The organism is Phascolarctobacterium succinatutens (assembly GCF_023497905.1).
Taxonomy (GTDB): Bacteria; Bacillota; Negativicutes; order Acidaminococcales; family Acidaminococcaceae; genus Phascolarctobacterium_A; species Phascolarctobacterium_A succinatutens.
Genome location: NZ_CP097284.1, coordinates 1,582,419 through 1,603,883, shown reverse-complemented (window position 1 = coordinate 1,603,883; position 21,465 = coordinate 1,582,419). Strand labels below are relative to the sequence as shown.

Below are 21,465 nucleotides of genomic sequence, written 5' to 3'. Positions count from 1 at the left end.
GCTGATGTAGCTCAGTCGGCAGAGCGTATCCTTGGTAAGGATAAGGTCACCAGTTCAATCCTGGTCATCAGCTCCAAATGGCGGCGTAGCTCAGTTGGCTAGAGCATGCGGTTCATACCCGCAGTGTCCGCGGTTCGAATCCGTGCGCCGCCACCAACTGCAATTCAAGGCTTCCAAGAAATTGGGAGTCTTTTTTGTTGTCTGCAACAGGTAAATGGAATAAAAAATATTCTGCTTCGTATCATGTAAAATTTTTTGTTGGTTTTAATATTTTTACGTAAAAATAAATTGCAACAGTTTTCATACTTTTCTTGACTCATTAGTCTTTAAATGATATACTTGTAAACAGTAATAGTTACGAAAACAGATAATAATACAAAAAAATACACATATTTGAATAAACATATGTAAAAATGACTGGTTTTGCCTATGGCGGACTTTGCCGAATTTTAATCTGTCATAGCTGTGATTGGTATATATTTTAAGGAGTGGTATGAGTATGCAGAAAAAAGATCTTTCCAAGTTAGTCCTGACAACCCTGTTGACCGGCAGCGTACTTTGGGGGGGGACAGCATTCGCTGCTGAAGAGAATTTACAAGAGTTTTCTTTGGACACCATGGTTGTTACCGCAACCAGAACGGCAATGACCGTTAAGGAAACCCCTTCGACCGTAGAGATTGTTGACAGCAAAAAGCTGGAGCAGACACAGGCTAAAACCTTGCATGATGCTTTAAAGGGCGCTTTGGGCGTTAATGTATTTAATGATTTCCAGGGACGCAGTAATGTCAGCATCCGCGGCAGTGAATCCCGTCACGTATTGATTATGGTTGACGGCAAGCGTTTAGGCGGCGAGGCTGCTTACAACTCTGCCAATGCCTGGGATGTAGACCGTATCCGCATGGAAGACGTTGAAAGAGTAGAAATTATCCGCGGACCTGCCGGCGCACTGTATGGCAGTGATGCAATGGGCGGTGTAATTAACGTTATTACCAAAACTCCGGACAAAACAACTGCTGATGTAAATTATGAATATGGCTGGTATGAGGACGGCAAGGGCGCAGGCTATAAAGGCAACCTGTATCTGCAAGGCGCTGAAGGCAACTATTCCTATAAAATCAACGCCGGCCTGAATAAAAACAGACCGTATTTGGATCCCAAAGGCAGCGGAGATTCCATGAATTTCTATGGCAAGCAACAGCCGCTTTCTTTGAATGTAGGCTATAAGTTCGATAATGGCAATGAATTAAGCGTAGATTTCAGTAAAATAAAGGAAGATAATCAAAAATCTACGACCAGCACAACTGTTATGGTGCCCGGTAAGGTATGGCAGGATAAGGTTCAGACGATTTATAACGATAATAAGCGTACTGACTATGCTATTACTTATAAGGGCTCCGATGATAAGCAGGACTGGATGTTCCGAGCTTATAAATCAGTATTCGATAAGAACTATAAGAACCAGAATAATACCCGTATGACCATGAGGGGCAAGCCCGGTAAGTGGACTCTGCAGGATCCGAAGATTGATACTGTTAAACGTACTCTGAGCGTTATTGAAGGCAAGGACACCTTCAATCTGAGCGATAAGAACAAGCTGACTGCCGGTTTTGAATATCGTAAGGATCAGAGCGAAGGCACCCGCTTAAAGAAACCGAATACATCTTTGGCAGACGGTAATGCTCATGATGCTTATGACAAGGCAGCTATCAACTATCTGGCAGCATACGTTCAGGATGAATTCAGACCTGATGATAAATGGCTGATTATTCCTTCCGTACGTTTCGACCACAGTGATCAGTTCAGCAACAAGCTGACCAGCAACCTGGCTGCAACCTATAATGCTGCCGATGATGTACGTATTAAGGCTGCAATTGGTCAGGGCTATAAAACTCCGACTGTAAACGATTTGTACATTTTCTGGGAAATGTATGCTGCAAATCCGGGTGGTAAAGGCCAATTCTATGTTGGTAACCCTGATCTGAAACCGGAGAAATCCTTAAGCTATGAATTATCCGTTGAGAAGGATTGGGGCGACAGATCTACCGTTCATCTGGGGGTATTTAGAAGTGAAGTTAAGGATTTGATTAGCACCTATTGGACCGGTAAGTTGACAGATGATGATCCAGATTTGTATCCCGGCGTTAAAGGCGACCAAGTTATGGCGTACAAGAATATTCCCGAAGCAACTCTGCAGGGCGTAGAGCTGTACGGTTCTCACAGACTGGGCAAGAATATTTATTTGAATGCCGGCTACACCTTCCTGGATGCTAAAGACAAAACTAATGGAACCCGTCTGAAAGACAGAGCTAAGCATCAGGTAACCTTCGGTGTTTCCTATCAGCCGGAAAATATTTATGCTTGGGACCTGAGCTTTGACCTTGTATCTAACATCGGCTACTACTTCAATAATGGCGATAAGAGCACCATGGGCAACTTTGTTTACGAAACCAAGGACTTCACCATTGCCAATATCATGGCTTCCAGACATCTCAACAAGGATACCAAGATTTATCTGGGCATTGACAACATCAGCAATCACCAGAACTTTGGCCCGTATTCTGACGGCAATCTCGGTCGCTTGTACAGAGTTGGTATGGAATATAAATTCTAAACATAGCGGTAAAGTAAAAGAACAAATAAAGCAGGCCCGATGGCCTGCTTTGTTTGCCTAACGAGGAAGTATTATGAGAAAAATTTTCAGTTTCATTTTTACAGTTCTTATGGTATGCTTATGTATAAGCGGTTGCTCACCGCTAACCGGCAGCTCCGGTTCAGGCTCCGCAATAAAAATCACCGATGATAACCAGCGTATTGTTACCTTGAAAAAGGTGCCCGAAAGAATTGTTGTTCTGTCACCGTCTTTTTTAGAGCTGGTGGAGGCAGTAGATGGCAAGGTTGTTGGCCGTGCCAAAACACAGGTAGGCAAGGTGCCCGCTTTTGCCAAGGATGCTGCCGAGGTAGGCTTTATCTTTAATATCAATGTAGAAAAAATCGTGGAGCTGAAGCCTGATCTGGTAATTGCTTACAAGGGCATGCACGAGCGTTATCTGCATACATTGGAATCCAACAATATTCCAGTTGTTGTTCTGAATCTGAAATCCTATGAGGATGTTAAGCACAGCATGCTCACCATTGGCAAAATAATGCGTAAGGATGACAAGGCACAGAAGGTTGTGGCAAATCTCGATAAGGATATCAATGCTACAGTAAGCAAGCTGCCTAAAAGCGAGCGCAGCGTAGCGATTCTGCACACCACCAGCATGGGCATTACTATGGAAAAGGAAACGAGCATTGCCGGCTGCTGTGCCAAAATGCTTAAACTGCGCAACGTAGTACAGGGAGAAACCAAGCCTGTCAGCGGACCGATGGGAACTCAGCCTGACAAGGCTCCCTACAGCTTAGAGGATTTGCTGGAGAAAAATCCGCAGGTAATTTTTATCACCTCTATGGGTGCGCCGCGTGATGCTGAGGGCAATCCCAAGCTGGAGATTATGAATAATGAAGCATGGCAATCTATCGACGCAGTAAAAAATAAGCAGGTATTTTTCCTGCCGGACGATTTGTTCCTGCTCAATCCGGGGTTAGAATATCCTAAGGCAGTGCGCTACATGGCAGCAAAAATGTATCCTGATGCAGTAAAGGAGTAGGCTGATGATTGATTACGCAAAAAATATTCAGGCGTTTTATGAGCGCGATGATTATAAGGCTCTTGCCGGCCAATCGGGGGCAACTGCTGTTGAAGCAAGCTTCAAGGACCTGATCTATGTTCCGCGCAAGACCAAACCGTTGCCGGGGATGATGGCCGGGACTATGCTGCAGGAGTTTGCTTTGCAGCCTGCGCAGCCTACGGCGCTGTATCTGCATATTCCGTTCTGCAATCTGCGCTGCTCCTACTGCAGCTTTTACCGCAATCCCTTTGAGGCGGAGCAGGTGGAAGAATATGTGCAGGCGCTTTTGGCAGAGCTGGATTTCCTGCAGCAGCAGGGTGTTTTTGCCAAGCAAAGACCGGAAGCTGTTTTCTTTGGCGGTGGCACACCGTCGGTGCTCAATCCGGCGCAAATCAGTGCGCTGCTGAATAAAATTCACAGTGTAGCAAAGCTGGCGGATGATTGTGAGGTAACCTTTGAAAGCAGTATCTATGATTTATCGGCGGATAAGCTCGCTGCCTGCATTGACGGCGGCGTGAACCGCTTCAGCTTCGGCGTTCAGGCCTTTGATACGCATTTGCGCCGCTCCTTAGGCAGGCTTAATGCCAAGGAAGAGGTAACGGGCAAGCTCGAAGAGGCGGCAGCTAAAGGCGTCAAGGTTATTATCGACCTGATTTACGGCCTGAACGGCCAGACGCAGGCCATGCTGCTGAACGATATCGGAACGGCGCTGGCCTGCGGCGTGAGCGGTATGGATTTGTACAAGCTGCAGATTATGCCTAAATCTCCCTTAGGTCAGGCGATTGCCAAGGGCAAGATCAAATACGAATATAACGACAGAATGCTGGCGGAAATGTTCGTTGCTGCCGATGCGTTGCTTGCAGAGCAGGGGGCCAAGGTGCTGAGCTGCTGCCATTGGGCAATGCGCGAGGATGAACGCAGCGGTTACAATACGCTAGTGAAGAGCGGTGCGAATATCATTACCTGCGGTGCGGCCTGCGGCGGTCACATGGGAATGTATAACTATATGAAGACTATGGAACGAAGCGACTATGTAAAAAAGGCTACGTCCGGGCAGTACGCCGTTATGGGCATGGGCAAGCATAACGAAAATTATCTGCTGCTGGAAAAGCTTTCCGGACAGTGTGATGCGGGCAAGCTTGATTTTGCTTTGCTGAAGCAGTATAGCGATGCGGATTGGGAAAGCCTGCTTGCGCCGCTTTTGGAGCAGTGGGAGCTTTTGGACCTGCTTTACGCAGTGGATGGCAAGTATTACTTTACGGCGAAGGGAAAATATTACTATCGTCAGATGGACAGAGTGCTGCTGACAGCTGCGGAGTGCGCACTTTACGGCAAACCGGGACTGATGGAGCAGGCAGGCCAGAAGATGATGGGCATTATGAAGAATATGAAATAAAAGGAGTGTACTACTATGCAGGACATTTTAATCGTTTATGACAGCAAAACCGGTAATACGGAAAAGGTTGCCAAGGCTTTGGCCGAAGCTGCAGGCGAACGCTGCGTGCTGGCGCAGGTTGACGCTGCTCCGGCTGCGGATGACTTCGCTGTTGTTGTGGCAGGATACTGGGTTGACAAGGGCGCACCGAATGCGAAGATGAAAAAATATTTGGAGAATTTGCACGGCAAAAAGGTAGTGCTGTTCCAAACCTTGGGTGCAGACCCGGCGAGCGACCACGCTGTAAGCTCCCTAGTAAATGCAGGCGTATTAATGAACAAGGACTGCAAGGTACTGGGTACTTTATCTATCCGCGGTGCGATTGACCCGGCGCTGATTGCCATGATGCGCAAGATGCCGGCAGGCAGCCCGCACAGCCCCAGTCCCGAGAGCGAAGCCCGTTGGGCTGCTGCAGCCAGCCATCCTGATGCAGCGGACTTGGCGAAGGCCAAGAGCTTTATGCAGGGCTTTTTGGCTATGTATGACAAGTTTTTGAAGATGATGTAAGAGCAGTCCTTTATATAAGAACAGTGTTTTATAATGCGCAGTCGCAGTTTGGCTGCGCATTTATTATTGTAAAAGCATTTTAGGGCAGATAAATTTAAACGATGAACTAAAAGTGTAGAACTATTGACAAAATTGTGTCTTGCGTAAAGTTCGCTCATAGTGTACAATGGATGTAGTCATTAAATGCAATTTTGAAAGGAAGGTGCATTATGAAAAAATTATTAGTGCTCATCATGGCAGCTTTGATGATTCTTGCTATGGCTGTTGCAGGCTGTGGCGGCGATGACAAAAAAGCTGACAACGGCAGTACTCCACACAAGGAGAAGCTGGTTATCGGTACCGATGCCGATATCAACAACCTTAACCTGCAAAAACAACAGGACGCTGCCAACAACGTTATTCTGAAGAACACTCACCAGACTCTGGTATTCTTCAATAACGGCTCTCAAGGCAAGGAGCGTTTCGGCCCCGGTCTGGCTACCGACTGGAAGTTCGTAGATGATACCCATATCATCATGAACCTGCGTAAGGATGTATACTTCAACGACGGTAAAAAGACTCCGATGACTGCAGATGACGTTAAATTCACCTTGGATATGGCAATGAAAAACGTTATCAAATCCGCTCTGGCAGGCTATGTAAAATCTACCGTTAAAGACAAATATCAGATTGAAATCGAAATCAGCTCCTATAACAACGAGTTCATTCAATCTCTGTCCTCCGTTCCTCTGTCCATCCAATCCAAAAAGGCTTATGATGACGGCGTAAAAGAGCCGTGGCTTATCGGCACCGGCCCTTACAAATATGACAAATGGGTTCAAGGCGAATACTGCCGTCTGACCAAGGTTAAGGATTATTGGGGCAACAACCTGCCTGCAACCGAAAACTTTGCTCCCGGCGTATCCGATATCATCGAATTCCGTCCGATGATCGAAGCTTCTGCTCGCGTAATGGCTCTGCAGGCCGGCGAAATCGATGTATGCGTAAATCCGCCTATCAGCGATCTGAAATTCTTGAAGGATGACAAGAATATCACTGTTTACGAACAACCCGGTACCCGTCTGTTCTACTTCGCATTCAATGTTGAAAAGAAACCGTGGGATAACCAAAAACTGCGTCAGGCTGTAGCTTGCGCAATCGACAAGAAATCCGTTCTGGACGCTGCTCTGAATGGCAAAGGCACTCTGCAAAAAACCATTCTGAACCGTGGTCTGTGGGGCTTCTATGATGAAATGCCCGGCTATGACTACAATCTGGAGCGTGCTAAACAGCTGATGAAGGAATCCGGCGTAACCGGTCCTATCAAAACCACTCTGACCTATGCAACCGGCGCTCCCTATGAGCAGATTGCAACTGTTATCCAAGCTAACCTGGCACAAATCGGTATTACCGTAGATCTGGTTCCGATGGAGCAAGCTGCTCTGAAGGCTGCCTGCAAGGACGGCAAACAAAGCCTGTTCCTGTGGCGTTGGAACGAAGACTCCAAGGTTGACTTTGTATATCGCGACCTGTTCTACACCGGTTCCGGCTCCAACTATCATCACTTCTCCGATCCGAAGGCTGACAAGCTGATTGATGATGTTGCAACCCTGAAGGATCAGAACAAACGTATGGAAGCCGGCGTTGAGCTGCAAAAATACCTGGTTGACGAATGCCCGCAGGTTCCTCTGTACATTGCTAACCTGGTAGTTGCCTACAATAAAGACCTGAAAGGTCAATATTTCTACGGCGGCGGCAACCACGATTGGCGTCATGCTTATATCGCTAAATAATTTTGCTGAAAAATTTACAAAGGCGTAAAACAAGGGAGGCGTAGTCCTCTCTTGTTTTATCATAGCACCTTTTATTTGAGTTCTACGGAAAGGAGCTTTGTTGAATGCTTAAATATGTTGTCAACAGACTCCTCAGTTTGATTCCGGTAATTTTAGTAACCTCTTTTCTGATTTACTGGGCAATGAGTCTTACTGAGGGCGACCCCGCAATGATGATTGCCGGCGACGGCGCTTCGAAGGAAATGATTGATCAGATCCGCCATGATCTTGGTCTGGACCAGCCTTTCCTGCTGCAATATTTTAACTATATGAGAGGTATGCTTGTAGGTGATATGGGCAAATCCTATGTAACCAACAAGGACGTATTCCATACCTTCTTCCAATATCTGCCGAACACCCTGTATCTGGGTGGCGCTGCTGTTATTATCGCTACTCTGGTATCTATTCCTCTGGGCATCTACACCGCTATCCACCAGAACACCTGGAAGGATACCGCAGGCATGATTTTCGCTTTGTTCGGTACCTCCATGCCTAACTTCTGGCTGGGACTGATGCTGATTATTATCTTTGCTCTGCATCTGAGATTATTCCCGACCGGCGGCAACTTCGGCTGGAAGAGCCTGGTTCTGCCTGCTGTAACCGTAGGCTTCGGTCTGGCAGCTTTGATTACCCGTATTACCCGTTCCTCCATGCTGGACGTTATGCGTCAGGATTATATGACAACCGCGCGTGCTAAAGGCTGCAGCGAGCATCGTGTAATCTACAAGCATGGTCTGAAAAACGCACTGATTCCTATTATCACTGCTATCGGTCTGCAAATGTCTTTGGTTATCACCGGCTCCGTACTGGCTGAAACCGTATTCAGCTGGCCCGGTATCGGCCGTCTGGTATACGAATCTATTACCAGACGTGATATTCCGATGGTAACAGGTTCTATTATTCTGTGTTCTATTTTGATGTGCCTGATTAACCTGGTTGTCGATCTGGTATACGCATTCTTTGATCCGCGTATCAAGGCACAGTACAGTAAGAAGGGGTGAGGAAGATGGCTGCAAAGAAAAGAACTAAAAGACGCACCATGTTCCAGGAAACCTGGCATCGTCTGCTGAAAAATAAGGGCGCTGTAATCGGCATGGCCTTTCTGGCACTGCTGTGCGTCATCGCTCTGGTAAGTCCCTTGGTATTCAACTATGAAACCGACGTTATCGGTCAGAACCTGGCTATTAAGCTGCAGCCTCCCAGCGGGGAGCACTGGTTCGGCACCGACGAATACGGCCGTGACCTGTTTGCACGTGTTATGTACGGCGCACGCTATTCCATGGCTATCGGTATCGGTTCCGTAGGCTTCGGTCTGATTGTAGGTACTATTTTAGGCTCTATTGCCGGCTTCTACGGCGGCAAGGCCGATGATATCATCATGCGCGGTATTGATATTTTCTACTCCATTCCTAACATTCTGAAGGCAGTAGTAATCGTATCTCTGCTGGGCACCAGCACCATCAACCTGATTATTGCTCTGGCAATTTCCTGCGCAACCAACTATGCGCGTATCGTGCGTGCTTCCGTTATGACAGTGCGCGATTTGGAATATGTTGAATCCTCTTATGCGATGGGCCTGCCCACCTGGAAGATTATTCTCAGACATATCCTGCCGAACTGCCTGTCTCCGATTATCGTACAGACTACTCTGCTGATCGGTACTACTATTATTTCCGCTTCCTCCCTGAGCTTTTTGGGTATCGGCGTACCGGCGCCTGCTCCCGAATGGGGTGCGCTGCTTTCCGGCGGCAGAGGTCATATTCGTGATGCCAGCTACATTTGTGTTATTCCCGGTTTAGCTATTATGTTTACCGTATTAGCCTTGAACCTGTTGGGCGATGGCCTGCGCGATGCGCTGGATCCTAAGCTGAAGAAATAAGGGGGCTGCATTATGGATTTATTATTAGATATTAAGGACCTTGTGGTCCATTACGAAACAGAAGACAGCGATGTACATGCTGTCAACGGCATTGACATCGCTATCGGCAAAAAACGTACTCTGGGCCTGGTAGGCGAAACCGGTGCGGGCAAAACTACTACCGCACTGTCTATCATGAACCTTGTTCCGGATCCTCCGGGAGTTATTAAAAGCGGTACGATTAAGCTCGAAGGCAAAAACGTACTCGAAATGAGCGAGCGTGAGCTGGAGGAAATGCGCGGTAACGACGTGGCAATGATTTTCCAGGACCCGATGACTGCGCTGAACCCTGTTATGACCGTAGGCGAGCAGATTGCCGAAAGTCTGGAGCTGCACCAGAACCTTACTCCGGAGCAATCTCTGGAAAAGGCTAAGGATATGCTGAAGCTTGTTGGTATTGCCGAGGCAAGAGCCAACGACTATCCGCATCAGTTCTCCGGCGGTATGAAGCAGCGTGTAGTTATTGCTATAGCGCTGGCCTGCAGTCCCAAGCTGCTGATTGCCGATGAACCGACCACCGCACTGGATGTAACCATTCAGGCGCAGGTGCTGGAGCTGATGAAGGACCTCATCAACAACCGCGATATGTCCATGCTGATGATTACGCACAGCCTGGGTATCGTTGCCGAGGTTTGCGACGATATGGCAGTTATGTATGCCGGCCGTATTGTGGAGAAGGGCACTGTTGACGATGTATTCAACAACATGCGCCATCCCTACACCGAGGGCCTGTTCAACAGCTTGCCTAACCTGAAGGAGCAGGGCGAAATGCTGGAGCCTATCAAAGGCCTGATGCCCGACCCGGCGGATTTGCCGCCCGGATGCACCTTTGCTCCGCGTTGTCCCTATGCTACCGAAGCATGCTCTGCCTCTGTGCCTGAGCTGCATTCCGTAGATGGCAGCAAAACTCATTTTGTAGCCTGCCACGCTTATTCCAGACCCGGATTTGCTTTAAGGAGGAACCAAAAATGAGTAATGCTCCGCTGTTAGTTATTGACAATCTGTCCAAATATTTTAATACCGCTGCAGGTCAGCTGCACGCTGTCGATGGTGTAAGCTTTACTCTGGAGGAAGGCAAAACTCTGGGTATCGTAGGTGAATCCGGCTGCGGTAAATCCACCACCGGACGCTGCATTCTGAAGCTGATTGAGCCCACCAGCGGCAAAATCATCTTTCAGGGCAACGATATCACCAAGCTGAGCCGTAAGGAAATGCGCCCGCTGCGCCAGAAGATGCAGATGGTATTCCAGGATCCGTTTTCCTCTCTGGATCCGCGTGAAACCGTTATGCAGCTTATCAGCGAGCCTATTATCGAGCATAAGCTGATTAAAGGCAGGGAAGCGATTGAAGAACGCACTCTGGAGCTGATGCGTACCGTTGGTCTGGCAGAGCGCTATGCCAATGTATATCCGCATGAGCTGGACGGCGGCCGCCGTCAGCGTATCGGCATTGCCCGTGCTTTGGCTATGAATCCTAAAATCATTGTTTGCGACGAGCCTGTTTCCGCGCTGGACGTTTCCATTCAGGCGCAGATTCTGAACCTGCTCAAGCAGCTGCAAAAGGATTTGGGACTTACCTATATCTTCATCACCCATGACTTGTCCGTTGTAAAATATTTCTCGGATGATATTGCGGTTATGTATATGGGCACCATGGTAGAAAAAGCACCCGCTAATCTGCTGTTCAAAAATCCGCTGCATCCTTATACTAAGGCACTGCTTTCGGCAATTCCTCTGCCTATCGTGGGCAAGGATAAGCCTAAGCGTCAGGTTATCAAGGGCGAAATTACCGCTCCTATCAACCTGCCGGATGCCTGCCGTTTCATGAAGCGCTGCGACTGCCCTGTTGCCGGCGTTTGTGATAAAGGCAATCCTGTACTGCGCGAGGTTGAGCCGCAGCATTTTGTGGCCTGCTCCTGCGTAAAATAATTTATATTGAAAAAATTAATCGCCCTCTGAAAAGCTGATTTCAGGGGGCGATTTTCCCTTATCCTATTGGTGATTCCCTTATTTTATGGTATAATTTAAGGAAATGGAAGGAGGAGTAAGGGAATGAGAAGCTTTAACTACTCAATAATTAGAGAACAAAAATGGGATTCAGAAATTTTGAGCTTGATAGCTGCAATTTATAAAGAGGCAGGTAAACAGGAGCTTTTTGTAAAGCAACGGCCGGAAGAGCTAAATAAGCTGGTAGAAATAGCAAAAATTCAAAGTACGGAAGCGTCTAATGCGATTGAGGGCATTGTTACGACTAGCACTAGAATACGTGAGCTTGTAAACGAGAAAACAACACCGAGAAATCGTGATGAGCAGGAAATTGCCGGCTATCGTGATGTATTAAATATAATACATGAGAATTTCGATGTTATCCCCATCTCCAAAAACTATATTTTACAGCTTCATAAAATTTTGTATGGACATATGAATAACCCGCTTGCAGGAAGAACAAAAAGCGTGCAAAATTATATCAGTGCTACTTACCCGGATGGTAGTACTAAGATTTTATTTACACCGCTTGCTCCTTACGAAACACCGGAAGCGCTTGAGCGTATCTGTGAAGAATATAATATGGTTATAGGCAATTCGGAGCTAGAACCGCTTATCGCTATACCTATTTTTATTCATGATTTTTTATGCATTCATCCCTTTAATGATGGCAATGGAAGAATGAGCCGCTTGCTGACAACCTTACTTTTGTATAGAAGTGGTTTTTATGTTGGAAAATATATTTCTTTGGAAGCTAAAGTTGCGCAGAATAAGGATTTATATTATGAAGCGTTGGCTGATTCGCAAATAGGCTGGCATGAGGGTAAGGAAGATGCTATACCATTTGTAAAATATATTTTGGGGACCATTCTTGCTGCTTATAAAGACTTTGAAGAACGTATGACTATCATTGAGCCTAAGCTTTCTGCGCTGGAAATGGTACGTAGAGCAAGTGAAAATAAAATTGGACGCTTTAATAAGCAGGATATTCGTGAACTTTGTTCTACGCTTAGCGACAGCTCTATTGAAGCTGCTCTGCGTAAGCTGGTGCTTTCCGGTGAATTGCAAAAAGAAGGCAAGGGGAAAAGCACTTGCTATTTTAGAGTTAAATGAGGGTATTAAAAATAGAGTAAAATTAACCGCCATATGAAAAGCTGATTTCAAGGGGCGGTTTTGTCCAATATTTGTTACTTTCGTCCAATTATATACCAATTTTGGACGAAAAGCAAATAGGCTGGATGAAAGGAGAAAATAATAAATCATTTTTCCCCTCTTTATCTTTTGCTCAAAAAGTGCTATAATAAACATCAAATTGAATCGACCCCTGATAACACGATGAACAAGCAAGTAGGCTTAAGGCTGTGTTTAAGAGAGCGAAGTCGCCGGCTGTAAGCTTCGCACACAAAATTATGCCGAAGTTCCCTTGGGAGTGTCCTGCCTGAAGGCCGCATGGCTGCGTAGGGTGGGCGTAAGGCTGCGTTAAAGCTTGCAAATGAAGGAACAAATTTGGGTGGTACCGCGAAAGTTTTTCGCCCCTGTAAACTTTTATCAGTTTTGCAGGGGCGTTTTCTTATTTTTAAAGACAGTTGATAAAGCATCATCTGCTGCGGTTATTCCGCATATCCGGTACTTTCTAAGCTGTCAAAGGAAGAAAGGATGAAATCAATGAAAGAAAAATTGGAAGCATTAAAAGCACAGGCTTTAGAAGAGCTTGCTGCCGTAACTTCTCTTGATGCGCTCAAGGACCTGCGCGTCAAATATCTGGGCAAAAAAGGCCCGATGACCGAAATCCTGCGCGGCATGGGCAAGCTGCCTGCCGAAGAGCGTCCGAAAATCGGCCAGATTGTTAACGAAATCAAGGCTGAGCTGGAAGGCAAAATCAACGAAGCAACTGCCATGCTGGAGAAAAAGGCGCTGGCTGACAAGCTCGCTAACGAGCAGGTTGATATTACTCTGCCGGGCCGCAAGCCGAAAACCGGTCATCTGCATCCCGTAACATTAACCATGCGTGAGATTAAGAAAATCTTCATGCGTATGGGCTTTGATGTTTGTGACGGTCCGGAAATTGAGGATGTATACCACAACTTCACCGCATTGAATCTGCCGCCTGATCATCCGGCACTGGATATGCAGGATTCCTTCTATATTACCGAAAATTATCTGCTGCGCACCCAAACCTCCGGCGTGCAGGCGCGTACTTTGGAAAGCAAGGAGCCTAACACTCCGATTCGCATGATTTGCCCCGGTACCGTTTACCGCTGCGATTACGACGCAACCCACTCCCCGATGTTCCATCAGGTAGAAGGCCTTGTTGTAGATAAAAACATCAGCCTGGCAGATTTGAAAGGCACTTTGGAGCTGTTCTGTAAGCAAATGTTCGGCGAGGATGTTAAGGTTCGCCTGCGTCCTTCCTACTTCCCGTTCACCGAGCCTTCTGTAGAAGTGGACGTATCCTGCCCGATTTGCCATGCTAAGGGCGGCGGCTGCCATGTCTGCAAGGACAGCGGCTGGCTGGAAATCCTTGGCGCCGGTGTTGTACATCCCAACGTACTGCGCATGAGCGGTTATGATCCCGAGAAAATGACCGGTTTTGCCTTTGGTCTGGGCGTTGAACGTATCGCTATGCTGAAATACGGCATTGACGATTTGCGCCTGTTCTTCGAAAACGACCAACGCTTCATCAGTCAGTTCAAATAAGGAGGATCAATCATGCTTGCATCTTTAGAATGGTTAAAACAATATGTAGATATTAACATCTCCGTTGCGGAGCTGTGCGATAAAATTACCCGTGTCGGCCTGGAGGTTGACACCGTAACCCAACTGGGCAAGGGCCTGGAGGGTGTTATCACCGGTAAGGTTATGGAAATTCACCGTCATCCCGACAGCGACCACCTGTGGGTTTGCATGCTGGATTACGGCCAAGGCGGCGAGCCGGTGCAGATTCTTACCGGCGCGCAAAACGTACATCAATATGACATTGTGCCTGTTGCCGTAGTTGGCAGCGTACTGCCTCCGAGCGAGCGCAACCCGCAAGGCCTGAAGCTGAAAAAAGCTAAAATGCGCGGCCTTGATTCCTTCGGTATGCTGTGCAGTGCCGATGAGCTGGGCATTGAATCCAAGCTGCTGCTGCCGGAGCAAAGAAACGGCATCTTCATTCTGCCGGAAAACACTCCGATTGGCGTAGACATCAAAACCGTTTTAGGCCTGGATGATACCGTTATCGATATCGACCTGACCAGCAACCGTGCCGACTGCTTCAGCATTATCGGTCTGGCGCGCGAAATCAGCGCTATTACCGGCTGCCCGCTGAAAATGCCCGCTATGGACGTTAAGGAAGCTGCTGCAGGCAAGGCCAGCGATTATGTAAACGTAAAAATTGACGCACCGGAGCTTTGCTCCCGCTTTGCTACCCGCGTGCTGAAGGATATCAAAATTATGCCTTCTCCCGAATGGATGCAGCGCCGTCTGCGTGCCTGCGGCGTGCGCCCCATCAGCAACGTAGTTGACGTTACCAACTATGTAATGCTGGAGCTGGGCCAGCCGATGCATGCTTATGATGCCGACAAGGTTGCAGGCCACACTCTGATTGTGCGCCGTGCAGAAGAGGGCGAAAAGCTTGTTACCCTCGACGGCAAGGAGCGTGAGCTGACCTCCGCTATGATTACCATCGGTGATGCCGAAAAGGCTGCCGGTCTTGGCGGTGTTATGGGCGGTCTTTTGACCGAGGTTACCGACGAAACCAAGAACGTTATTCTGGAGGCTGCTTCCTTCCACGGTCCTTCCATTCGCCGCACCTCCCGTGCGCTGGGCTTGCGCAGTGAAGCCAGCGGTCGTTTTGAGCGTGGCGTAGATACCATCCGCGACCATGACGCACTGAACCGTGCTGCTCACTTGCTGGAGCAAATGGGTGCCTGCGAAACCTTCAGCGGTATCGTAGAGGCTTATCCGGAGGAGCTGAAGCCGGCGGTAATCACCACTACCGCAGCAAAGATTAACGGCCGCATCGGCGTAAACATCGCTGAGGACGAAATGGTTGCTATCCTTACTAAATTGGGCTTCGGTGTAGAAGCAAAGGACTGCGAGCTGCTGATTACCGCTCCTACCTGGCGCCGTGATATCGACTGCGATGCCGATATCAGCGAAGAAATTGCGCGTATGCATGGCTATGATTTCATCGAAAGCCATCAGCCGGAGCTGACCATCACCCAAGGCAGCCAGTCCGTGCTGGACGATGTTAAGGATGATGTACAGGATTACATGGTAGGCGCAGGCCTGAGCGAAATGATGACCTACAGCTTCATCAAGGCTAACGCTTACGATAAAATGCTGCTGCCGGCAGATGATGCACGCCGTAACTGCATCGAGCTGCTGAACCCGATTACCGACGCCTTCTCCGTAATGCGTACCACTATGGTTCCGAGCGCACTGCAGACTGCCTCCTTTAACCTGCGCAACCACAACAGCAGTGTTGCTCTGTTTGAAATCGGCCGTATCTTCCTGCCGAAGGCACTGCCGCTGACCGAGGATCCCGCAGAGCGTCAGCTGCTGACCGCAGTACTGAGCGGCAGCCGCAAAGCACTCAACTGGTGCGATGATAAGGGCAGCGTTGACTTCTATGATATGAAGGGCATCGTTGAAGGCCTGCTGGAAGCAATGCAGGTGAGCGATTACACCATGACTCGCAGCCAACAGCCGTACCTGCATCCGGGCAAGAGCTGTGATATCGTTGTCAATGGCGAGGTTATCGGCTCCTTTGGCGAGGTGCACCCGGTAGTTCAGGAAAACTTTGAGCTGGATCAGGTTACCTACGTGCTGGAAATGGCTGTAGAGCCGTTGGTAGCAAGCGCAACCGCTGTACCGCAATACAAGCATCTGCCCAAGTTCCCAAGCATGAGCCGCGATATTGCCGTTGTTGTTCCGGCCGAAGTAACCAATGCCGAGCTGGAGCAGGTTATCCGTGCGCATGCAGGCGAGCTGCTGCAGGGTGTGCGTGTATTCGATATCTACACCGGCAAGCAGGTTGCCGCAGGCTGCAAATCCATGGCCTTCAACCTGACCTATCAGGCTGCTGACCGCACCCTGACCGACGCTGAGGTTGATGCTTCTATGAAGAAGGTAATCGCTGAGGTTGCCGAAGCATATAAGGCTAAGCTGAGAGATTAATTAAGATATAATTATTACATATAAAAGGACTCGCTGCCGCTTTTTAGCGGTGGCGGGTCTTTTGCATTGGTACAAAAATTCCGTTGTTAAAATATCTGCTTTACAAATTCCTATCGATGTACTATGATAATAGTGAGGACCAATATTTTTTATTGAGGGGGTTTTCTTATGTACAAATTATGGAACATGTTAGCAGAAATGCAATCAGATGCTTATGAATGGGTGGAGCTTTCCCACTCCATGAACAATGACAGCCCGGTGTGGAGCGGTATTCCCGCAGGCTCGGTAGAGGTTAGCAAGACAGTTTTCGATTGGGGCAACCCGATGCTGGAATGTTTGATTCAGACCTTTAAATTCCCCGGCCAATACGGCACACATATTGACTTTCCCGGTCACTTTGTTAAGGATATGCCTTTATCCGAAGCGTTCGGCGCGCAGCAGATGCTGTTTCCCTTGTGCGTGATTGATATCACCGCCAAGGTAGCGGAGGATGTGCATTATGCCGTAACGGTGGAGGACATCAAGGCTTATGAGGCAGAATACGGAGCGATTCCCGACGGTGCCTTTGTGGCACTGCGCACCGACTGGTATAAAAACTGGCCGGATATGGATAAGCTGAGCGGTATTGCTGCCGACGGCAGCGAAAACTTCCCCGGCTGGTCTCTGCCGGCGCTGCAATATATTTATGAAGAGCGCAACGCTGCAGCCAACGGTCACGAAACACTGGATACAGATGCTTCGGCAGAGGCTGCCAAGGCAGGAGATTTGGCGTGCGAGCGCTATGTGCTGGGCAAGGGCAAGCTGCAGATTGAAGTGCTGCAGAACCTGGACCGCGTGGCACCTGCGGGAGCATTGCTTGTTGCTGCTTGGCCGCGCATTGAAGGAGCGACCGGCTTGCCGGCGCGTGTGTTGGCAATTACTCCGAAAAAATAAAAAATTTGCTTGCTTTAAGCTGACAGATCAAGAAAGAAGCGTACATACGGAGTGTGAGTATGTACGCTTTTTTATTGGCGTGATATAATAAATATATCAGCAAACGAAGCTGCTGATTTGCAAAAGAAAAGGGAAGTAAGATACACATGCGTAAATTAAAGTTTGTTTTTCAGATTATCATAGCCTTCATCGTGGCGCTGGCTGCGTACAGCGGCCTGTACCAGCCAAACGCCGAAAGCGTGCGTGCGGCGGTAAAAAATAACCTGCCGCAGAGCATGCAGCAGAAGCAGGACACAGGCACAGCGCAGGGCAGACTGCGCATCAGCGTGCTGGATGTGGGGCAGGCGGATGCGATTTTGCTGCAGGACGGCAAGCGTAACATTATGGTTGACGTGGGCAACGATGTTAAGGACAAGGTTGGCGACAGCGGTGGCAAGCAGGCGCTGATTAAGGCGCTGGATAAGGCCGGAGTCAATAGAATTAAGACTGTTTTCGTGACGCACCATCATCGTGACCATATGGGTAATATCATGTATGTGCGCGGCAAATACGGCGTCAGCAATATTTATGACAGTGGTTATGTGAACAACGGCTACAAAGCGTCCGTGGCGCTGAACAGTGATTTGCGCGCCGGCAGGTATAACGGACAGGCGCTGAAGGCCGGGGACAAGATTACGATTGACAAAAATTATTATATCGAGGTGCTGGCGCCGGGAGATTTCCTCAGCAAAAAGGACCTGAAGAATATGAATAACACCAGCCTGGTGCTGATGCTGCATTACGGCAGCTTTAAGATGCTGCTGACGGGTGATGCGGAGGCGCCGGTGGAGGATGCGCTGCAGCAAAAATACGGTACTGCGCTGCAGGCGGACGTGCTGAAGGTTGGCCATCACGGCAGCAAGACATCGTCCTATTGGCCGTTCATTAGCAAGGTTAAGCCTAAATATGCGCTTATCAGCTGCGGTGATTTTTCGATTTATAAACATCCGAACAAGAACGTGTTGGGCAGCTTAACGCATCTTGGCGCGAAGGTGCTGACGACGCACGATCACGGCACGCTGACGGTGACAACGGACGGCGAGATCTTTGATGTGCTGACGGAGCGGTAGAAGGTTGCCTAAAGAGCATAAGTGGGGTAGAATAGGGAATAGAAAGACGAAGCGGAGGTTGTAATGATGATTAAAAACAACAAAAACAACAAAAACAACAGAAATAATGCAAGTAACGGTAGTAACAATAATAATCACACTGTCAATAAATTTACGAAAGGTAATGATACTAACGTCAATAAGAAGAATAATGCTAACAATAAATTTACTCCGAGTCATGAAAGTGAAAAATCTAATAAAACGAGTAAAGAAAAACTGACAATATTAATAGATTTTAAGAAGAATAAGGGACTAAAAAAACCTAACAAAGAAATGCAAGGTGTATTTCAAGAAAATATTTATTCCCTGATAAAAGAAAAGGGGTTTAGTTCAGAAACTGTAAAGTTTATTATTGATGGGTACATGTTTAATAGTGTTGATGCTGTTGAAAAATATTTTGCTTCATCGCAATCTGCCAAATATGAAATGCAGGCTTTAATTAAATATATCAAGGCTGATGCCCTAAATGCCCAAATAGGTTTTAAGATTCTTGTCGCATTTATGGGCAAGTATTGTGATTATAATAAACCTGTAGCAAAACTTCTTATGCCTGAAATTATCAAAGCAATAAATGTCATGGCATTTAGTCGCGAAGATAAGAATAGGCTTAACAAAGGTAATGCTGCTGTTTTTAAGTCAAATTGCTTTGATTTAGTTTTAACTGGTGCTAATGAATTATCTCCACTCGATACTGAATCATTGGATGCAAATGATATTACAATATTTAAAGAGGTAATGGAACCTGTAATAGCTTATTATAGGGAATCACAGAATAAAAACGATAATATTAAGGCTGAGAAAATCATGAGATGGCTTGGGATACCGGTTGAAGAAAATAAAGAGGCGTCAACGGGTATTACTGAACCTGTTGCGCAAAAGCAACCAGATGAGCCTGCAGATAAAACTGTTACTGTACAAAACAATGAGGATAAACCATTTCTTCAAAATAAATCAATTGAGGAAATTTACTCACTTTTAAAGAATTTAGATAATTCCTTGAGCGAATTACAGGGACAAAATACTAAGGTTTTAGCAGAATGTAGCAGTTATCAAAATGAGATAGAAGCACTTAAGTCAAAAATTCAGAAGCAGGAGAATGCTTTAAGCAGTAAAGAAGAAATCTGCAATACCCTGAATAGTAATCTCAGTGTTTTGAAAGCTGAACTGGCACAGCAGAAATTAGCTAATGTGGAGTTAACAGAAAAATATAATAAGCTGGAAACAGAGTATAGCAAGCTTAATGAACTGTATAATATACAGGAAATTGAAGCAAATAAAAAACATCGTGAGTTTATTGTAAAATTAGGTAACAGCTTAAAGCTTTCCCATGAAGATTATGAAATGATATTACAGATGAAGAATGGTGAAAGCAAGGCTTCACAACTGCAGGAGACTGTTCAGGAGATTTTTGATATATTGAAAAAATATGATGTTAAAATAGGTGGCTAATATGAGTAATAATTTAAAAATTTCATTTGGCATTGATTTCGGAACAACAAAAAGTGGTGTAGCGTTCTACATACATGACAATGGTAAATTAGTACGCTGCGGTGATCTGGACGGAGCACCATTAACGTCTTCTGTTGCCATCAACAGAAGCACTGGAGAAGTAGTTGTAGGTTCTGCTGCTAAGACAAAAAGAATAGAGTGGGGAGAGCAGGCCAGCTATATACATTCAGTAAAAATGAAAATGGATAATAAGAATTGGTATATTGAAGTTTGCGGCGTGAAGAAATACGTGGAAGATATAGCTTCTGAAGTATTTTTAGCTTTGAAAAGAGAGGCAATGAGTCAATATAATTATGATATTGACAGTGCAATTGTTGCTATTCCTGTAGGATTTTCACCTGAAAAGCGTGAAAAAATCAGACAAGCAGCCAGAAAAGCAGGAATAGAAATTAAAACCTTTATCAGCGAGCCTACAGCAGCTTTTTTTGCTAATTATAAGGAACTGAAAAACGCTGAAACTGTAGCTGTCTTTGATTGGGGCGGAGGAACCCTGGATGTCTGTGTCTTGAGAAATGACCATGGTAAAGTAGCAGAGCTTGCCAGCAAAAGTCTTGCTCTTGCTGGTGACAATATAGATGAAAAGCTGGCTAAGATGATTCATAAGAATGTTGTTCCCGATATCAGATTTGAAGATATACCGGAAATAGACAGGATACACATTTTGGACAGAGCTGAAAGAACCAAATGTCTTTTCTTAAGTAAAAATGAGGCACAATGTCGTGTGCCAAGGTACATTTCTGATGATATAACTGTTTCGGAATTTATAAAATATGGTACTTTCAGTGCGTTGATTGAACCGGAGATAAAAGAGGCACTAAACTGCCTTAAAGAAACTATTGAAGAAAGTAAGCTGAACTTCACTAATATTGATAAAATTTTGCTTGTAGGCGGCAGCTGTAATTTAAGACCTTTGCAAGAGATTCTTGTCAAAGAATATGGTAAAGAGCTTGCAGAAAAAATCTTTTTCCCTGATGAGCCGGAATGGTGTGTTGCGGAAGGTGCTGCTATACTTGCAGATAAAGGCGGACGGTATTATACAAATCAGTCAGTAGGTGTTATTCTAGCTGATGGCAATTATTTTGAAATATTACCTAAAGATACGCCAATTGCTCAATGGAAAAATGAGGTTCGTTTTGCAGTTACTGATCAATCAGCAGAAGCAAGATTTATTTTTAGTGGCAGTGCGGATATAGATAAAATGTCTGAAAGATATAATTTGTTCAGAGTTGAAGCTTGTGGCTTTTTGCTTGAGCAGATTGTTCTTAATGCTATGATAGATAATGATTTGATATTCCGTGTGTCAGCATATAGTACATTTAAAAAAGCAATCAAATATGAAAACTGGTGGAAATATAGCAATTTAAAATATTATTATAAGATTTGACGAG

The 21,465-nt window shown here is 46.4% G+C and carries 16 protein-coding genes, 2 tRNA genes and 1 other annotated feature; all 18 genes read left to right on the top strand.

The genetic code is table 11. From position 1 onward, the window contains the following. Positions 1-76: transfer RNA gene (locus M5E81_RS07575), tRNA-Thr, on the top strand. Between the two features lie 3 nt (positions 77-79). Beyond that, positions 80-156: transfer RNA gene (locus M5E81_RS07570), tRNA-Met, on the top strand. Between the two features lie 343 nt (positions 157-499). Next, positions 500-2,611, top strand: a complete 2,112-nt coding sequence (locus tag M5E81_RS07565) for a TonB-dependent receptor plug domain-containing protein (RefSeq protein ID WP_249747193.1) — start codon at positions 500-502, stop codon at positions 2,609-2,611. Positions 2,612-2,684: 73 nt separating this feature from the next. Then, complete coding sequence (locus M5E81_RS07560) at positions 2,685-3,647, top strand: ABC transporter substrate-binding protein (protein WP_249747192.1); 963 nt, start codon at positions 2,685-2,687, stop codon at positions 3,645-3,647. A gap of 4 nt (positions 3,648-3,651) precedes the next feature. Next, positions 3,652-5,064 carry a radical SAM protein gene (locus tag M5E81_RS07555; RefSeq protein ID WP_249747191.1) on the top strand — a complete coding sequence of 471 codons (1,413 nt, stop codon included), beginning with the start codon at positions 3,652-3,654 and terminating at the stop codon, positions 5,062-5,064. A 15-nt stretch (positions 5,065-5,079) separates the two neighbouring features. Beyond that, positions 5,080-5,610: a flavodoxin family protein gene (locus M5E81_RS07550; protein WP_249747190.1), complete on the top strand. Its 531-nt coding sequence runs from the start codon at positions 5,080-5,082 to the stop codon at positions 5,608-5,610. A 209-nt stretch (positions 5,611-5,819) separates the two neighbouring features. Next, positions 5,820-7,382 carry an ABC transporter substrate-binding protein gene (locus tag M5E81_RS07545; RefSeq protein ID WP_009145792.1) on the top strand — a complete coding sequence of 521 codons (1,563 nt, stop codon included), beginning with the start codon at positions 5,820-5,822 and terminating at the stop codon, positions 7,380-7,382. Between the two features lie 104 nt (positions 7,383-7,486). Next, complete coding sequence (locus tag M5E81_RS07540) at positions 7,487-8,422, top strand: ABC transporter permease (RefSeq protein WP_009145791.1); 936 nt, start codon at positions 7,487-7,489, stop codon at positions 8,420-8,422. Positions 8,423-8,427: 5 nt separating this feature from the next. Next, positions 8,428-9,300: an ABC transporter permease gene (locus M5E81_RS07535; protein ID WP_021720555.1), complete on the top strand. Its 873-nt coding sequence runs from the start codon at positions 8,428-8,430 to the stop codon at positions 9,298-9,300. Between the two features lie 12 nt (positions 9,301-9,312). Beyond that, a complete protein-coding gene (locus tag M5E81_RS07530) occupies positions 9,313-10,311 on the top strand; it encodes an ABC transporter ATP-binding protein (protein ID WP_009145789.1) in 999 nt (332 codons plus the stop codon). Next, entirely contained in the window at positions 10,308-11,267 is a 960-nt protein-coding gene (locus tag M5E81_RS07525; RefSeq protein WP_009145788.1) for an ABC transporter ATP-binding protein, read from the top strand. Before M5E81_RS07530 ends, M5E81_RS07525 begins: the two co-directional genes overlap by 4 nt. Positions 11,268-11,390: 123 nt before the next feature. Then, positions 11,391-12,437, top strand: a complete 1,047-nt coding sequence (locus tag M5E81_RS07520; protein WP_009144904.1) for a Fic family protein — start codon at positions 11,391-11,393, stop codon at positions 12,435-12,437. A 213-nt stretch (positions 12,438-12,650) separates the two neighbouring features. After that, positions 12,651-12,864: a binding site (T-box leader), on the top strand. Between the two features lie 125 nt (positions 12,865-12,989). Beyond that, a complete protein-coding gene (pheS, locus tag M5E81_RS07515) occupies positions 12,990-14,021 on the top strand; it encodes a phenylalanine--tRNA ligase subunit alpha (RefSeq protein ID WP_040564813.1) in 1,032 nt (343 codons plus the stop codon). 12 nt (positions 14,022-14,033) lie between these two features. Continuing rightward, positions 14,034-16,487, top strand: coding sequence for a phenylalanine--tRNA ligase subunit beta (gene pheT, locus M5E81_RS07510; RefSeq protein ID WP_249747189.1), 2,454 nt, complete (start codon positions 14,034-14,036; stop codon positions 16,485-16,487). Positions 16,488-16,655: 168 nt separating this feature from the next. After that, positions 16,656-17,420, top strand: coding sequence for a cyclase family protein (locus tag M5E81_RS07505; protein WP_009144900.1), 765 nt, complete (start codon positions 16,656-16,658; stop codon positions 17,418-17,420). Positions 17,421-17,566: 146 nt separating this feature from the next. Further along, on the top strand, positions 17,567-18,529 hold the full coding sequence (locus tag M5E81_RS07500) for a ComEC/Rec2 family competence protein (RefSeq protein ID WP_249747188.1): 963 nt from the start codon (positions 17,567-17,569) through the stop codon (positions 18,527-18,529). A gap of 63 nt (positions 18,530-18,592) precedes the next feature. Continuing rightward, complete coding sequence (locus tag M5E81_RS07495; RefSeq protein ID WP_249747187.1) at positions 18,593-20,017, top strand: synaptonemal complex protein 1; 1,425 nt, start codon at positions 18,593-18,595, stop codon at positions 20,015-20,017. A gap of 1 nt (position 20,018) precedes the next feature. After that, positions 20,019-21,461, top strand: a complete 1,443-nt coding sequence (locus tag M5E81_RS07490; RefSeq protein WP_249747186.1) for an Hsp70 family protein — start codon at positions 20,019-20,021, stop codon at positions 21,459-21,461. Positions 21,462-21,465: the final 4 nt, after the last annotated feature.

Coding starts and splice junctions, on each gene's coding strand:
- M5E81_RS07490 (WP_249747186.1), top strand. CDS start 20,019: ATGAGTAATAATTTAAAAATTTCATTTGGCATTGATTTCGGAACAACA.
- M5E81_RS07560 (WP_249747192.1), top strand. CDS start 2,685: ATGAGAAAAATTTTCAGTTTCATTTTTACAGTTCTTATGGTATGCTTA.
- pheT (WP_249747189.1), top strand. CDS start 14,034: ATGCTTGCATCTTTAGAATGGTTAAAACAATATGTAGATATTAACATC.
- M5E81_RS07530 (WP_009145789.1), top strand. CDS start 9,313: ATGGATTTATTATTAGATATTAAGGACCTTGTGGTCCATTACGAAACA.
- M5E81_RS07540 (WP_009145791.1), top strand. CDS start 7,487: ATGCTTAAATATGTTGTCAACAGACTCCTCAGTTTGATTCCGGTAATT.
- M5E81_RS07500 (WP_249747188.1), top strand. CDS start 17,567: ATGCGTAAATTAAAGTTTGTTTTTCAGATTATCATAGCCTTCATCGTG.
- M5E81_RS07550 (WP_249747190.1), top strand. CDS start 5,080: ATGCAGGACATTTTAATCGTTTATGACAGCAAAACCGGTAATACGGAA.
- pheS (WP_040564813.1), top strand. CDS start 12,990: ATGAAAGAAAAATTGGAAGCATTAAAAGCACAGGCTTTAGAAGAGCTT.
- M5E81_RS07505 (WP_009144900.1), top strand. CDS start 16,656: ATGTACAAATTATGGAACATGTTAGCAGAAATGCAATCAGATGCTTAT.
- M5E81_RS07495 (WP_249747187.1), top strand. CDS start 18,593: ATGATGATTAAAAACAACAAAAACAACAAAAACAACAGAAATAATGCA.
- M5E81_RS07520 (WP_009144904.1), top strand. CDS start 11,391: ATGAGAAGCTTTAACTACTCAATAATTAGAGAACAAAAATGGGATTCA.
- M5E81_RS07525 (WP_009145788.1), top strand. CDS start 10,308: ATGAGTAATGCTCCGCTGTTAGTTATTGACAATCTGTCCAAATATTTT.
- M5E81_RS07555 (WP_249747191.1), top strand. CDS start 3,652: ATGATTGATTACGCAAAAAATATTCAGGCGTTTTATGAGCGCGATGAT.
- M5E81_RS07545 (WP_009145792.1), top strand. CDS start 5,820: ATGAAAAAATTATTAGTGCTCATCATGGCAGCTTTGATGATTCTTGCT.
- M5E81_RS07565 (WP_249747193.1), top strand. CDS start 500: ATGCAGAAAAAAGATCTTTCCAAGTTAGTCCTGACAACCCTGTTGACC.
- M5E81_RS07535 (WP_021720555.1), top strand. CDS start 8,428: ATGGCTGCAAAGAAAAGAACTAAAAGACGCACCATGTTCCAGGAAACC.